The organism is Vibrio sp. GJ43-1 (assembly GCF_055808835.1).
Window position 1 is genome coordinate 1733904 of record NZ_CM147884.1, and the last position, 14926, is coordinate 1748829.

Below are 14926 nucleotides of genomic sequence, written 5' to 3' on the forward strand. Positions count from 1 at the left end.
GACATACCATGGATGGTAAACAGACTTACCAGTCAGTAGATGGCGTTGCAATGTTAATGCTGACGATGGGCGAAGACATTGGCGCAGATGTGCTGAAAGGCTTCACACATGAAGAGATAAAACAAATCACGCACGCTATGAGTAAAATGAAGGACATCAAAGCGAAGGATGCGCTCGTGTCTCTAACGGGATTTTTTGATGATTTTCGTAAGCACTCAGGCATTCTCGGCGGGACAAGAAACTACATCACCAACGTGTTAGAAAAAACACTGAATGGTAATTTGGCGCGAGATTTAGTATCCGAAATCTATGGTGATGAAATACGCTCACACGCAGAAAAGTTAGCATGGATTCCAGCAGATTTACTGGTGAATGACCTGCAAAAAGAGCACATTAATCTGCAAGCATTATTGATTGCTCACCTCCCTTTAGAGTACAGCTCAAAAGTAATGGAAGAGTACAGTGAAGCGCAGTGTCACGAGCTTATTTTGCAAATTTCCAAAACGCAGGTGCTGACCTCCGGATTGATGGAGACCCTGAAAGACTTAATTGATCGGTGCAAAATCAATTATCACAGTGGCGGGTCTTCCAGTTTGCAAGGTTCGAAAGTGGTCGCGAATCTGATTAATCGTTATTCAGGCAACAAAAGCAATTTATTTCAATTTTTACATGATCAAGATGAAGAAACCGCAGAGCTGGTGGAAGAGGCTATGTTTGATTTTTTCACCTTATTTAATCAAGATTTGGAAACCATCAACCTCATTAATGAACGTGTCAGTTTAGAGCTTTGGGCGTATGCGCTCAAAGGGACAAACAAAGATTGCCGCTTATACATCATCAATTCTATGCCGTTAAGAGTATCGACAGAGCTTAAAGAAAACCTCGTTCGTATTGGGGCGGTACCAGTGAGCCAAGTGGAACAAGCGAGAAAAGACATTATTGATATCGTTAAGCAGCTACAAAGCGAAGACATTATCAAACTCAATTTCGCTAATGAGCCAAGGTTGACCTAGGAGGGCATCGTGATGAAACTGACCTAGCATCCCGAACAATAGAAACAAAGTCAACGCGACATCGACAGGCAAGATCAAAAAGCCAGATAAGCTGCAAACACGCCCGTCGTCCGCCAGTCTGTTAAAACAGCAAATGTTGACGATGAATCTGCAGGAGCGACCTAAGCTCATTGCTGAGGTGTCCGATTCGCATAAAATGTACAGTCGGTTATTAATGGCGGGGGAAGTGTTACGTACTGTTGCCAGTGAGCTATTAAAACTTCGCCAAATTGCAGAATTGCCCCAGTACACCCCTCAGCAAGCCAATCAAATCGACGCCATTAAAAAGAAGCTCATCTTTTGGAGTAAAAAGCGCTTATTTGATCAGCACGTGGTCGATGTGTCCTTTGCGCCTATTCAAAATGATCATCCGATCATTGAGTTCACGATTCCTGGTTTAGATCTTAATCGCGAGCGTTTTCGGGATGAAGTGGTGTCTTTGTATATTAATAATCGGCTTGTCGCCTTAGCATTTGAAAGAACAGAAGAAAGAGACGTATTAGTCGAGCAATTTAAGTTAATGTTTGCCTACGCGCATCTGCAGTTAAGAATTAACTCGCAGCAACAATTCGTGGTAGGGATGCAAGATCAGCACTGGCGTCAATGGGATGGCCAAGTGTATGTTTCAGGGCAAGGGGGGAGATACGCGGAAGGTCCACCTGTTGCAGTGAATGTACAGCCGTTGTTTCCATTACTTGATCACATCACACGTTTACCCGTGAACGAAGAAGGGGCGATAGAGCAAATCAGTTGGTTGATTGAACGGGTGAATTTGATGTACCGAGCACTATCCAAAGTGCTGAAAAATAAAAAAGAGAAAGCGAATCAGTTGATTGCATTTTGTACTCATCCGGAATTACAACAGTTCGGCAGTTTCAGAGAGCATTTAAAAACTAACCCAGAGTTATCCTTAACATCGATACAACGAGGCTTTACCGGACCAACTCGAGATAATGTCATTAAATTGTTGAAGAAAATATGAAACAGGCTGCCAAAATTGCCGTTATAGTTAGATGAGTGGGTGAAGTGAGGGCTATACGATGAGCCAAATCAAGGTAGATAACATTAAACATATTGTGCCGCAGTCACAGGTTGATGTTATTCAGAACAAAAAGGCAGAGACCGATAAAAAGTCGCCCGTTAAGTCGATTAATCTATCTCAACACGAAGTTGACTTAATGGATAACGCGAAACGGTTATTTGATGGGGTAGGAGATATAGATACCAGCAGAGTTGAGTCCATTAAAGCGCAGATTGCCTCCGGGGAATTAGCGTTTGATATGGATGAACTCGCAAAAATACTGGTGAGAATTGATCATGGCAAATAAGAGGATAATGCTCAGCTATATCGATTATGGACAGAGAATGCTGCAATACACTCGACAACTGTCAGACAGCTTAGATGAAGTTAAACACGCTGTTTTGAAGGGGGAATACCAGCGCTTGGAGTCACTTAATCAAAAAATCATTTCTTTGTCGCATCAATTGGCTGAAGTGGATCTTGCCCGGTTTGCAATGGCGAAAAAACTCGGTTGCCAAGATAGGCAATATGCCAACGTTATTCAGACTAAGCTGAAAGGGCGACTTAAAGAGAAAATTGCCGCGATGGACGAAAAAATTGAGGCATCCGTCATGGTGTGTAAGGAAAAGCTTGCTCGACAAGGCAGTGTGATGATTCTACAACACCAAGTGATGGAAGAAGCGCTGGCGAAACACAAGTTAAGGATCAATGTCTAGCTCTGATATGGTGCTATCAACGCTCGCCACCGTTATAGGGTTGTGCAGCGTAGGGTCTGTGTTTGCCAACGATATTAAGCAACAGCCACTCACTCGACAAGGTCGGTTGTCTATTGCTATTGAAAACCAGATAGAACAAACAATGAGGTACCGTTATCCTCAACAATACCAACTTGAGGTAAAGCAGCGCTTCTCAAAAGCGCTGAATAAACTCCCCTCATGCTCTGGCGTAGAACAGGTCTCGACTAAAAGTGAAATCAAGCTCGGTACTCAAAAATGGTCTATTCACTGTCCTAGTGAAGGATGGACAACCGCCGCAACGACAACAAGCAGGATTACCGTGCAGGCCGCTATCACGACGCGCGCGATAAAGAAAGGCGAGCGCTTATCACATGAAGATGTGACGTTTCAGTCCGTGACATTATCCAAAGACCAAAAAGTCTTCTTTGAACCGAATCAACTGGTGGGTAGCAAAGTTAAACGTTCGCTGAGTCAAGGTGAGCTGCTGACCACGTCACGCTTTTATCTAGATTACGATGTAGAGAAGGGCTTACCCGTTAATGTGGTGTATCGCTCCAAAACCTTCAGTTTACAAACGCAAGGCACCGCGCTAGAAAGCGGATTAATTGGTGATACCATTGCGGTAAAAAATAACCAATCAGGTAAAAGGCTTCGTGCTGTTGTAATAGATAGTCATGTTGTACAAGTGTATTAATGGATAGTCTTGCTTTTATCGTGGGTATTTAGGTGGCGCGAAATACCGTTTTTGTTTTCACGTGTCCAATATGACTCACTATGAGAAGTCAGCCTCAATTGGTTGGTTTAGAGATTTGTCTGCGCGGGCTTGCCTAATTTTCTTCTTCGGTGTTACTGGCCGTCAGTACTCAAATCCAAATACAGTCACGCCAGTAGCCGTGCGCCTACGTAGGTAGCAATCTACCAACAACACCCAGCGAATCACACACTATAGAAGATCCTCACTTTGGTGAGGATAACGGTGATGTTTGGCATCATAGGAAATAGGGAGTAAATCGTTTATCACCAGAAGTGAACTGAGTCACCGGATCGGCTAACAAACTTTTGCCCTTTTCGTATCTCGCATCCACCCCAATACATTCGTCATTCCCTTGACAAAGGGAATCTCATATAGCGAGGCGTAAACCTACTTTATATGATTTACTCTCGCATTTTCAGTTATCTACGTGCTTAAGAAGATCTTCGTTTTCACGAAGATGACGGTCTAATTGATATTTTAGGATGGGCACGAGCTGATAAATGAGGTTGTATCGACACGTTCACAGTTGGTGCTTCGTAACTCAGAAGTGCCCCATGGAGAGTTTAAAGTTTGATACTATAGTTAGTAACGAAGTGAAAGAGTTATGAAGTGAACCCTATTGGTCGAATAGTGACCATTTGGCTGGAACAGTCCGGAATCGGCATTGATCTCACCGTCGCCAAGATGCTGGAATTGATAACTCAGACCTAACTGTAGATCTTGGGATATCTTGCGTTCTGCACCAAACCCAATACGCCATTGCTGATCGAGTGGCAATAGAACGTCTCTATTTTGGCTATCAACAGGGCTTGTATCGCCACTTACACCACTGTAAAACAGCCAACTTTCATACGCATACTCTAAGCCAACGCCAAAAGAGTAGGTGGCCGAATACTTGTCATCGTAATCCTGCCACGCTTCCATATTCGCGCTAAGCAGCACATTGACGTCTTCATTCAGCGCGTGACGCAACCCTAGGCTCAGAGTTTCAACCCAGGTGAGTTCGGTATTTAGCCCAAAACTATTCAGCTTCTCGATGGAAAAATCGTGGTCAAACTGACCTTGATAATTGACACCCAATTGAGTGTCTTCACTGATGTTATGACTGAGGCTCAACGCGAATCCGAGATCAACACTGTCCCCTTTCACTTCAAGGCCATTCAATCCTCGGACTTCAAGTGCGGCGCGCTGCAATGTCAGCGACCCACCCAATGATAGATTGTCGCCCAGTTGATAAGACAAAGACGAGGTGAGGTTCAGCGCTGCAATGCTGTTCTCGTTAATCAACTGGGCGGGATTCGCGCCCACGCCTTGAGAGTATTTTACGCCCACGCCTCCGGCTGCGTGGAGTGCAACGCCGCCAACCCATTTATCATTTACTCGGGTTGCGTAAGAGATATGGGGGAGTATGTCTGAGCTGCTGCCCGTTGTTGACGAGCCGTTATCACTTCGAACAAAGTTGGACTCGACATCTAGGTACTGAAGACCAAGTATCCAGGCGCTTTCACTGATCTCAGAAAGATTAGCGGCATTGGTGATGACAGCGGACGCGTCGTTTGAGGTGACATTGCCAACACGGACTGTGCCAACACTTTCTGTTGTGGCGATTTGAGATAGATTGAGTCCTCCCGCGTGCGCGAAAGAGCCTGCTATCCCTGCAATGCACAAGGAAAGCGTAGTTAGATGAACGTTCAAGATTATAGTCTCACGTTAAGTGGATAATATTGTGACGGCAAAGCAGTGAACGCAATTGATGTCGCGTTCACGCTCGAATTTACAGCTTCTCGACTTGGGGCAAAGGGTATTCATTGTTGAGCACGGCTTGAGTTGGCTCATACAAACGCATGTGCAGATAGAAATCATCCTGAGGCGCAGGTAACCAGTTACAAGTTGGATCCGTTGGTTTGGTGTGTTGAATACAGACTGGAAGCGCCCCGTCTTCAGCGTATTTCAGCTCTGATTGCCGATTGGTTGAAATTGAGTAACGCTGAATGAAGTTGTCCACCATAAACAGGTTTTCGGCGTCGTACATGGTGAGTGACCAGAACGCTTCTGCGGGCGCATCCGCTGGCATGGTCATTCGGTACGCATGTTCACCTGAAAGCTGTTCACCATTCGAATCCGTGTAGCGGTTTGGGTACAGTGCTCGCTCTGGAACGTTTAGACCAGCAGCGCGTAAATTGATGCTGGCTCGGCTTAAATAATCGTTACCGTAACGGCCACCTTCGAACATCATTGACCAGCCGTTATTGACATCGCCAATGCTTCTACCTGCGTACTGGATGATCTGTTGTGAAGAGGCCAATGCGCGCATGAGCCCTTTTTTCTGAGCATCAGAGAGAGCGTCTGGGTTAAATGGAGTTGCTCCGCCAATACCGATTTGCTTGAACTGATCCACAATAGCGGCATCTTCCGGTATTGGATTCTTACGCAGTTCTTTGTCAATCAACAAATACCACTCTAACCCTTCTGGCCTTGCCATCGGTGGGATGCGGTTTGTGGATTTTTCCAACTCAATCACACCATGGTCTTCGCCGAATTGCGCGAGTGGGTAGCTGATGAACTGGTCATGCACAACTAACGCATCCTCAAGATCTTGCTCACCGAAAACGCCCGTACGGTGAATCAACCAGACCATAGGGGTACGCGACTCAACAATACGATCGATGCCTTCAGGTACGTCTCCTGACCATCCTTTTTTCACTAATAATACTTTTGAACCTTGCTCGCCCATGTTCTTGGCGTGCAGATCATTAATGGAGTCAGAATAGGCATCGAGCAATTGAACAATGTAGTAACGCTCATCAGTCGGCGGAATATCAATCACCATCGGGCCGGAGAGATCAAGGTCATAATGGGCTTGCGAATAGAGCGTGTCGTTATTCACCGTCGGGACGATTCTGTCTTGTGGGCCAGACAGCACGCGAGTCTTACCCATCTGATTGAGGGGCGCCATTGCGTTATCCATAGGGGCGTCGACGGAAGTTGTGGTTTGCCTGACTGCGGCAACGGTTAGTGGCCCTGTGCCATAGATAAAGGCTTGAACACCTAGATTGTAGGCAAGTTCTTCTTCTGGATTGATCGTTTGTTGAGCTAGTGAGGGCATCGCCATTACACCAGATAGCGAGCAAACTAGGCTTGTCAGTACACTTTTTTTATAGAGCATCTTTCTCATGGAGCACCTTACATTGTTGGAACGGATAGGTGACCATCATATTAAGAACCCAGATTAATGGGTGTAATAGCCGTTATTAAGGATGTTAATACCGCAAGATTCTTTATTAAGATGTTGTTTTTAATGGTATTTTATTTGTGTTTGGTTTGGTGGGATTAGCTCGGTGTCACCAACGACCTATGCCGCTATTGTTTCATTGAATAGTGGTTGTTATGTTGACAAAAACTACCGGAGTCAATATGAATACACCTAATCATCCCTTCAGTTTATTCATAAAAGCGGAAGGCGCTCAATGCAATCTAGATTGCAGTTACTGCTATTACCTCAACAGACAAGACAGCGAGAATCGTTCATCAATGCCAACAGCAATGATGGAGCAGATCGTAGAAGCGCATATTGATGCTCAGCCTGATTTATCACAGCAAGTCGACTTCATCTGGCATGGGGGAGAGCCCATGTTAAGAGGGCTAGAATTCTATGAAGCCGCCGTTTTGGCTCAGAAAAAAAGCACCAGTAAGAAGCCTTGTGTGAATACCTTGCAAACCAACGGCACCATGATCAATGAGCGTTGGGCGGATTTTTTGCAAAGCACAACTTTATGCTGGGTGTGAGTATTGATGGGCCGAATCTGCTCAATGATATTGCTCGTATCGATAAGAGTGGTCATTCATCGTTTGAGCGCACCATGCGTGGCATACAACATTTGAAAAGCAAGAATGTTGAATTCAATACGCTAACGGTTGTGAACAATAAAACGTATCAACATGCGAAAACCATCTATCAATTTTTGGTTGAGAACGGCAGCGGTTATATGCAGTTTCAGCCATGTATAGACCACGAATTAGACCGACGAACAGGGCATGACTGGTCGTTAACGGGAGAACAGTGGGGGCAGTTCCTGTGCGACCTATTCGACGAATGGAGTGCCGCGGATGTTGGCAAAGTGTATATTCAGTTTTTTGAGAATTGCCTAATGGTATTGATGGGGCATGCAAGCCAAATGTGCCATCATAGTGAAACGTGTGGCCAACAATTAATGGTTGAACACGATGGCAATGTGTATAGTTGTGATCATTTTGGGTATGAAGATCATCAACTTGGCTCTATGAAGAGTGATAAGCTTATTACTATGGCCAATTCGCCGACTCAAGTTAAATTTGGCACTGACAAATACAACGAGTTAAACGATGTTTGTCGTCGATGCGATTTTGTCCAGTTATGCCAAGGTGGTTGCCCCAAGAATAGGCTAGCCACTACGCGCGAGGGGCAGCCCATGAACCAATTGTGTCAAGGATACAAAATGTTCTTTCATCACGCGCTACCTAAGCTATTGCCAATGGTTAATGCGATGAAAAAGGGGTACTCGCCAGCGTATTTCCCGCTTTTCTAATTAATGGAGTGCGATATGATCAAAGACCTGAACTTACTGCAGCTGATATTGGTGTTGAATGAAACACGGCAAACGGTCAGTGCGGCGAAGGCGCTGAACGTAAGTCAGCCGACCATTAGTGTCATGTTGCGTAAGCTGCGAGAGCAGTTTAATGATGAGCTGTTCGTCAGAGACAAGAATAAGCTTGAACCAACGGCAAAATGCCTAGAGCTTATCGACACGTTACCTGGGTTATTGGAACAGCTTGATAACCTCTATATACCGAGCGAAGCCTGGACACTTGCCGATTTAAAGGGCGAAGTTCAAATCATGCTGCCTTCGCCACTGATTATTCCTATTGGCGTTCCACTCATTAAAAAGCTTGCGAGCGAAGCACCGCAAGTCACGCTGCAATGCTCTCCATGGCCGGATAATGGTGCGCAAGTGCTAGAAAGCAATCGCGCATGTTGGGGGGTCAGTTACCTTCCGATGGAGGTCAATAAAACCCTAACGGAAAAAGCACTCGGGTTTGATAAATTTATGTTGGTGCTGAGGGCTGATCATCCGTTGAAAGGAAATGCGCTAGAGGACATTTTGCAGTATCCGCTGTGCATTAATATTATCCCAGGTTATATCCAGCCGTCGAAAACAGAAATGCTGATCAAGAAGTACGATTTAGGTAAGCATATTGCACTCAGAAGCAACAACATGAATCTGATGTTAGAAATGGTCAAAGACAGCGACTTTATCTACATTACGTCCACTAAGTGCCGCTCCGCTCTAGATGACTCTTACCGTTGCGTGGATCTGCCATCCGAGTTATTGAAAGACACCTATCGTCGTGAGTTGGCTCTGTTTACGCATCAAGCCAATCGTAATAACCCATTTACTGACTGGCTCCATAAAGAGCTCATTTCTCTCGTTCAATCCTAACGTTTATCTAGCCATTATTAAAAATCGTAATAGTGGCTATCACCCCATTTTAGTCCTCTTTCTTATACCATTTATTCCAACAACGGTTCACTTGAACTTACTGATTTTGTTAGTGGCTCTAGTGATTTGCTCGTCGTCTAAGAGGAATATAAATGTATCAGTCTTTTGTTAAATCGGCTCTAGCACTTTCGGTGCTCGCGAGTGTCAATGTACACGCTTCAAGCCAACCCAATGTCGTGGCTATCATGCTTGACGATGTCAGCCCAACGGACATTTCCGCGTACCACCGTGGTTTAGGCGCTGTCGATACGCCAAATATTGACCGTATAGCGGAACGCGGAATGATGATCAGTGATTATTATGCGCAAGGCAGTTCAACGGCCGGGCGTTCAGCGTTCATTACCGGGCAATACCCATTTCGCACAGGCCTCACGTCAGTTGGTCAGCCAGGCTCTTCTCTAGGCCTGCAAAAAGAAGATCCAACGTTGGCGGAAATGCTCAAAGATAAAGGCTATGCCACTGTTCATGTCGGCAAAAGTCACCTAGGCGACAACAACAGCCATCTTCCAACTGTACATGGGTTCGATGATTTCTTTGGCTTCCTTTATCACCTCAATGTAATGGAAATGCCAGAGCAGCCTGAGTTTCCTAAAGACCCTAACTTTAGAAGTCGCCCACGTAATGTTCTGCATACCGTCGCTACCGATGTCGCGGACATGACAGACGACCCGCGGTTTGGCGTAGTGGGTAAGCAAACCATTGAAGACAAGGGAATGCTGGGTGCGAAGCGAATGCAAACAGTGGATGGCGAGTTCCTAGACTTTGCCATGTCATGGCTGGACAAACATGAAACCGAGAAGGATGAACAGCCTTACTTCATGTGGTACAACCCGACTCGAATGCACCAAAAAACGCATGTCCGCCCTGAATACCAAGGTGCGAGCCAAACCAATACTTATTACGATGGCTTGATAGAGCTTGATGATCAAATTGGGGTGCTTCTCGATAAGTTGGAAGACTTAGGCGAAATGGATAACACCATTATTCTGTTTACGTCTGATAACGGAGTGAACTTGGATCACTGGCCTGATTCTGGTTCTGCGTCGTTTCGTGGTCAAAAAGGGACAACATGGGATGGCGGTTTCCGCGTTCCAATGCTAGTAAGTTGGCCTGATAAAATCCCTCAAGGTGAGTACACAGATGGCTTCATGACGTCTGAAGATTGGGTGCCAACCATCATGGCGGCTGTTGGCGAAGACAACATCAAACAAGAGCTGTTGGAAGGCAAAGAAATCAATGGGGAAGAGTACCAAGTCCATCTAGATGGTTACAACCAGTTAGAGATGCTAACGGATGGTGCCCCAAGCCAACGCCATGAATTCTTCTTTTACAACGAGCAAGATCTCAATGCATTTCGTGTAGACGAATGGAAAGTTCACCTGAAAACGAAAGCAGAGTGGATTTCGCCTGCAGAAGATTGGCCACTTGGCATGCTCATAAACATCAAGGCCGACCCTTACGAGCGCAGTCCTGATACGCGTGGTTGGTTCCTATGGATGAAAGAGAAAACATGGGTGTTGCCAAAGCTACAAAAAACGGCTGCAGATTACCAAAAATCTCTTATGGCGTTTCCACCAAGGCAGAAAGCAGGTGGCATCGGTATGGCCGATAAATCTGTCGTTTCTGACTAACGCTTAAAAACATTAACCCAACCAAAACAAAGGTGTGCTTACCATGAGCACACCTTCAATAGGCTCTTGAATGAACAAATCACTAATATTATCTGCTTTACTGGTGGGTACTTTCTCTATTTCTAATGTTGCATTGGCGCAAGAATCCTCTGCGAGTGATATGGCGGATCCAATGGCTGTTTATACGGGTGGCGAACTCATCGCAGGGAATAAAGGACTCGGGGCAACCTTTCAGTTTGGCGTGAATCACGGTGATTGGGGGTGCTTGGGAAATTGGAAGGGAAGAACAATTTTGAAAATTACCGCGCTCGATTTTTTACACCAAACAAGAAAACCGAGTACTGGCTTGTTCGTGGATGCTGGGCACGATTTTTCCAACGATGGGATAACCTCAAACTATGCGTCGGCGGGTATCATGCAGGCGTTCAAATTGAGCGATAAGGTAAACCTATACAGTGCCTTAACGTACGGACAAATGTGGGAAGAGAGTAATCAATTCAAAGATACGCAAATCATCAGCAGTATCAATTATTTAAAGTATGACTTTGCCGAGCAATTCTACCTTCAACTCGCCCCACAATACACCTATGGGTTAGACGGTGAAAACACTCGAGATTTCTCGGCAGAGATGCAAATCGGTTACAAAGTGGATAGTGACAACATCATTATTTTTAGTGGTGATACCGACAATAACGCCTGGATCACCTTCCGTACCCGCTTCTAGTTTGGACATTAAATGATGAAAAACACTACTTGCAACGACGCTTACCTGCACCTTTATGATGGCGATGCCATCGATTTTAATGGCAAACGAAGTAAGCACCACAACTCAAGTTTCTACCGCTATTCACAGTGGCACCGTGCCGTTAGAAATGGCCAGTGACGCAGCGCAGAAGAAAGATCATAAGAAACTGGCACAGCTTGCTTACGAATATGCATTTTCTATCGACGAAGCCTACAAGTACTTTTACGAAACCGTTGTGGAGTCTGAATTCCCGCTTAATCAATTTCAAAACATCAGAGTATTAGCAGACGATACTTACACCGCGCACCCAACGATCAACAACGATACATTGCACTTAATGGGCTGGATGGACTTAGCGGCAGAGCCTGTCATTATCAGCATTCCCAATCACGATGAAGACCGATACTGGCTGTTCCATACCATGAACATGCAACACTTTACGGATTCAGCGTTTGGTTCCCCACAAAGAGGAACGAAAGGGGGAAGCTTTATGTATGCCGTCGAAGGATGGCAAGGTGACGTGCTAGCCAGCGTCGATGAAGTGATCTACGTTGAACACCCGCTCGTGAAAATGATGGGGCGTATTATGGATCTCGGCGGTGACGACTCTGCTACGGCTAAAAAGCTGATGGACCAGTGGAACATTCGTACCTTGTCAGCGTATTTAGGCGAAAAAGGCCCGGATGCCGTTGCTCGTGATTACCCGCATCCAAAAAGCTCTAACTGGGTTGAACGAACCAACTTTGTATTGTCTGAAGGGACAATGAAACAGCGTGATCAAGCATTGATCGAGCATTTTGAATTCCTTGAGTTGGGTAAGGTTGACGCTCACTTCAATGACGAACAACGCAGCCTCATTGAATTAGGTCAACACGAAGGGTTTGAACGCATTAAAAATGCAGGGTTTGACGATTCTCGCGATGTACTCGGCACTCGCGCTGAAATGACCCGGGTCCCCAGTTATCAGCATGCTTACGGCACCTTAATGGGGCAGTGGGGTTTACCTGCGAAACACACCATGTACAGTGGTGATTTCTTCGATAGTGAGGGTGAAGTGCTTGATGGAAGCCAGTTTGACTATACGGTAACTTTCGATGCGCCACCTATTGAAGACGGCGGATTTTGGTCGTACACCGTCTACAGTGGCGAAACGAGGTTAATGGACAAGAACGACTTAAACAGGCATTCACGTGGTGATCGAACGCTCACACCAAACGAAGATGGCAGTTACACCATTACCATGAGTAGCGACACCAAAGGCAATGAAAACAACCCTAACTTTTTGCCTATTCCTGATCATCAATGGTATTCGGTGCTGCGTATGTACACACCAGGTGAAGAGGTTAGAACCGACCAATGGAAATCAACGCCTTTTACAAAAATCAAAGATAAGGGAAGCAAACCGCGCAATAGGCCATAAAAATCATAAGTGATGCCCTATTGAATCTAGATTCTAGGTGTGGCTAGGCATTTGCGGGGGTAGTATTGGAAGGATAACCAGACAGCAAGGTGAGATAATTATGTTGCTATCGACTATCCTTTCACTGGACGTAATTTTGCCTAATCTATCAGAGTGTTGAATCGCAACCTAAATTGTTTGAGTCAGTGTGATTATGCTGACTCATTTTGATATCAACATATCCATTAAGAGAAGTTTCTGTACCTTATGGAGCTACTTCATAAATTTACCTTTCCTCCCAACGACAATCGTGATGGCCAAATAAGGAAGTCGCCATAGTAATTTCCAAATAATATGAAATGGTATCAAAAAGTTTTTTTGCTTGAGTAAATTGGCGTTCTCGGAGGAAAAACAGTCTAATTTAGCTAGGTGATTTACGTGAATCAGAACAGTTGAGGTGATCCGAAATCTAACTATCTGCTGAAATTCGTAACTAGCTTCTATCCAAAAATGAGTCAGTTCGGCTTGCGTCAGTGCATTGTAAACCTATTCTTGGGTAATTCGTTTCCATTTTAAGTGAGCTACATGCTTTGTGAGATCCTCGTTTCCACGAGGATGACGGCCTTATTGGGATAGAGTAAAGGCGGCGAGCTAAGAGGTCTCAGTCCAAAAACTTGTCGTACACAACCATACCAGCGGGGTTCCCTTCAGCGGTTTGTATTGCGAATAATACCGATATCGTTTGTCGCATAGCTAACGTTAGTAGATTGCTTTCTTCAGAGGAATGACGAGCTGCTGGGTGTGTTTTGATACTCGCCTGTACCGCGATAACGTTAGCTTAGCCACTTTAGCAACCTTGCGGATGATGGCTTACGCTTCTTGCTGTTATCTTTCTTCGTAATAGGGTAGTTTGAACGATATCCTAGTCGACGCTCAAGCCGCGATCGTCATTCGTTCTTTCTCCGGAGAAGTTATGTCTACGCCCCTCAATGATTGTATTGTTCCTATGTATCCAACGATTCAAGCGTTAGATGTGGATGGCTTAGAGCCCGGAGAGCATAAGTTCTGGTTTGCCGTTGCCACCGATGCGATTGGTCATCCACAAACGCTTCCTGTGCGCGTGTTTAAAGGCGAGCGTCCGGGTAAGCGGATTATGATTACCGCAGGCATTCATGGTGATGAGCAAAATGGCATTTTGACCGCGCAACAATTGGCGAGAGAGTTAATTGGAAAAATGCATGCTGGTGTGGTCACCATTGTACCCACTGTGAATTTGTCTGGTATTGCGCGCCATAGCCGTGACTTTCATTCCGCCGCGCCTGATAGCTCGTCTTCTAACTTAAATCGGGTTTTTCCTGGTAATCCTGATGGTGATGAAGCGAACCGCTTTGCTGCCAATTTGTGGCAAAATTTATTGAAACCGAACGCCGATTTAGCGATTGATTTGCACTCGCAGACATCGGGATCAGCCTATCCGCTATATGTTTTTGCGGATTATCGCTTAGACGACTCTATTCGTATGGCAAGATTACTTAACCCTGATGTCATTCTTAATGATCCTGGCGACCCGGGCATTCTTGAAACGGCTTATAATCGCGCGGATATTCCTTCTATCACCATTGAAGTGGGTATTGGACGTTACACGGACTTACCTATGGTCGAGCGAGCCGTCAATGGTGTGCTTAACGTACTACGCTCTTATGAGCTGATTGCTGGCGAGGTGGTATCACAAACCGTGCCTTGCACGGAAGGAGAAGAAATTATCAGTATCCGAGCCGAGCAAGGTGGATTTGTCCTTTGCCAAGTGGCATTGCTTGATGAAGTGGTAAAAGGGCAGCAAGTCGCCACGCAATACAATAGCTTTGGTGATGAGATAGCGCATTATATCGCGCCTTCAAATGGGGTAGTGATCAGCCACAACGTGGAATCGGTAAGGGCGCCAGGGTCGTTAGTGGTGCGTTTGATTAAGTAATGCGCTGCAGGGCGGTAAATTAAGATGATGAGGCACGTTGACGGACATGCGTTTGAATGGAAAATCGAAGCCTCATCA

General features: G+C 45.4%; 14 protein-coding genes. 12 read left to right on the plus strand and 2 right to left on the minus strand.

Going from position 1 to position 14926, the window contains the following annotated elements; genetic code table 11:
- Nucleotides 1-8 precede the first annotated feature (8 nt).
- The 5 genes from AC0L66_RS08430 to flgA all read left to right on the plus strand — a co-directional run bounded on the left by AC0L66_RS08430 (nt 9) and on the right by flgA (nt 3504).
- Nucleotides 9-1013, plus strand: coding sequence for a FliG C-terminal domain-containing protein (locus AC0L66_RS08430; RefSeq protein ID WP_265673045.1), 1005 nt, complete (start codon nt 9-11; stop codon nt 1011-1013).
- A 133-nt stretch (nt 1014-1146) separates the two neighbouring features.
- The gene (locus AC0L66_RS08435) at nt 1147-2034 is read left to right on the plus strand and encodes a hypothetical protein (protein WP_473569105.1); all 888 of its coding nucleotides are present in this window, start codon (nt 1147-1149) and stop codon (nt 2032-2034) included.
- A gap of 58 nt (nt 2035-2092) precedes the next feature.
- Nucleotides 2093-2380 carry a flagellar biosynthesis anti-sigma factor FlgM gene (locus tag AC0L66_RS08440; protein ID WP_473569106.1) on the plus strand — a complete coding sequence of 96 codons (288 nt, stop codon included), beginning with the start codon at nt 2093-2095 and terminating at the stop codon, nt 2378-2380.
- A gap of 7 nt (nt 2381-2387) precedes the next feature.
- Nucleotides 2388-2789: a hypothetical protein gene (locus AC0L66_RS08445; RefSeq protein ID WP_265673043.1), complete on the plus strand. Its 402-nt coding sequence runs from the start codon at nt 2388-2390 to the stop codon at nt 2787-2789.
- The gene (flgA, locus tag AC0L66_RS08450) at nt 2782-3504 is read left to right on the plus strand and encodes a flagellar basal body P-ring formation chaperone FlgA (RefSeq protein ID WP_265673042.1); all 723 of its coding nucleotides are present in this window, start codon (nt 2782-2784) and stop codon (nt 3502-3504) included. The genes AC0L66_RS08445 and flgA overlap by 8 nt, the downstream gene beginning before the upstream one ends.
- Nucleotides 3505-4146: 642 nt before the next feature.
- Here the strand turns inward: flgA and AC0L66_RS08455 are convergent.
- Both AC0L66_RS08455 and AC0L66_RS08460 read right to left on the minus strand, forming a co-directional pair.
- Entirely contained in the window at nt 4147-5259 is a 1113-nt protein-coding gene (locus AC0L66_RS08455; RefSeq protein WP_473569108.1) for an OmpP1/FadL family transporter, read from the minus strand.
- 79 nt (nt 5260-5338) lie between these two features.
- Nucleotides 5339-6739, minus strand: coding sequence for a DUF1254 domain-containing protein (locus AC0L66_RS08460; protein ID WP_473569109.1), 1401 nt, complete (start codon nt 6737-6739; stop codon nt 5339-5341).
- Between the two features lie 239 nt (nt 6740-6978).
- Between AC0L66_RS08460 and AC0L66_RS08465 the strand changes: the two genes are divergently transcribed.
- The 7 genes from AC0L66_RS08465 to AC0L66_RS08495 all read left to right on the plus strand — a co-directional run bounded on the left by AC0L66_RS08465 (nt 6979) and on the right by AC0L66_RS08495 (nt 14848).
- Nucleotides 6979-7350 carry a radical SAM protein gene (locus AC0L66_RS08465; protein ID WP_473569110.1) on the plus strand — a complete coding sequence of 124 codons (372 nt, stop codon included), beginning with the start codon at nt 6979-6981 and terminating at the stop codon, nt 7348-7350.
- Nucleotides 7338-8129: an SPASM domain-containing protein gene (locus tag AC0L66_RS08470; protein WP_473569112.1), complete on the plus strand. Its 792-nt coding sequence runs from the start codon at nt 7338-7340 to the stop codon at nt 8127-8129. The genes AC0L66_RS08465 and AC0L66_RS08470 overlap by 13 nt, the downstream gene beginning before the upstream one ends.
- 15 nt (nt 8130-8144) lie before the next feature.
- A complete protein-coding gene (locus AC0L66_RS08475) occupies nt 8145-9041 on the plus strand; it encodes a LysR family transcriptional regulator (RefSeq protein ID WP_473569114.1) in 897 nt (298 codons plus the stop codon).
- Nucleotides 9042-9193: 152 nt separating this feature from the next.
- Nucleotides 9194-10732, plus strand: a complete 1539-nt coding sequence (locus tag AC0L66_RS08480) for a sulfatase-like hydrolase/transferase (RefSeq protein ID WP_473569116.1) — start codon at nt 9194-9196, stop codon at nt 10730-10732.
- Between the two features lie 70 nt (nt 10733-10802).
- Nucleotides 10803-11456, plus strand: a complete 654-nt coding sequence (locus tag AC0L66_RS08485) for a hypothetical protein (RefSeq protein ID WP_473569117.1) — start codon at nt 10803-10805, stop codon at nt 11454-11456.
- 79 nt (nt 11457-11535) lie between these two features.
- Nucleotides 11536-12897: a DUF1254 domain-containing protein gene (locus tag AC0L66_RS08490; protein WP_473569204.1), complete on the plus strand. Its 1362-nt coding sequence runs from the start codon at nt 11536-11538 to the stop codon at nt 12895-12897.
- Nucleotides 12898-13849: 952 nt separating this feature from the next.
- Complete coding sequence (locus AC0L66_RS08495) at nt 13850-14848, plus strand: succinylglutamate desuccinylase/aspartoacylase family protein (RefSeq protein ID WP_473569206.1); 999 nt, start codon at nt 13850-13852, stop codon at nt 14846-14848.
- Nucleotides 14849-14926 lie beyond the last annotated feature (78 nt).

Excerpts from the sequence above, each read along its gene's own strand:
- flgA (WP_265673042.1), top strand. The coding sequence starts at position 2,782 with ATGTCTAGCTCTGATATGGTGCTATCAACGCTCGCCACCGTTATAGGG.
- AC0L66_RS08485 (WP_473569117.1), top strand. The coding sequence starts at position 10,803 with ATGAACAAATCACTAATATTATCTGCTTTACTGGTGGGTACTTTCTCT.
- AC0L66_RS08470 (WP_473569112.1), top strand. The coding sequence starts at position 7,338 with ATGCTGGGTGTGAGTATTGATGGGCCGAATCTGCTCAATGATATTGCT.
- AC0L66_RS08475 (WP_473569114.1), top strand. The coding sequence starts at position 8,145 with ATGATCAAAGACCTGAACTTACTGCAGCTGATATTGGTGTTGAATGAA.
- AC0L66_RS08460 (WP_473569109.1), bottom strand. The coding sequence starts at position 6,739 with ATGAGAAAGATGCTCTATAAAAAAAGTGTACTGACAAGCCTAGTTTGC.
- AC0L66_RS08465 (WP_473569110.1), top strand. The coding sequence starts at position 6,979 with ATGAATACACCTAATCATCCCTTCAGTTTATTCATAAAAGCGGAAGGC.
- AC0L66_RS08490 (WP_473569204.1), top strand. The coding sequence starts at position 11,536 with ATGGCAAACGAAGTAAGCACCACAACTCAAGTTTCTACCGCTATTCAC.
- AC0L66_RS08445 (WP_265673043.1), top strand. The coding sequence starts at position 2,388 with ATGCTCAGCTATATCGATTATGGACAGAGAATGCTGCAATACACTCGA.
- AC0L66_RS08430 (WP_265673045.1), top strand. The coding sequence starts at position 9 with ATGGATGGTAAACAGACTTACCAGTCAGTAGATGGCGTTGCAATGTTA.
- AC0L66_RS08440 (WP_473569106.1), top strand. The coding sequence starts at position 2,093 with ATGAGCCAAATCAAGGTAGATAACATTAAACATATTGTGCCGCAGTCA.
- AC0L66_RS08480 (WP_473569116.1), top strand. The coding sequence starts at position 9,194 with ATGTATCAGTCTTTTGTTAAATCGGCTCTAGCACTTTCGGTGCTCGCG.
- AC0L66_RS08435 (WP_473569105.1), top strand. The coding sequence starts at position 1,147 with ATGTTGACGATGAATCTGCAGGAGCGACCTAAGCTCATTGCTGAGGTG.
- AC0L66_RS08495 (WP_473569206.1), top strand. The coding sequence starts at position 13,850 with ATGTCTACGCCCCTCAATGATTGTATTGTTCCTATGTATCCAACGATT.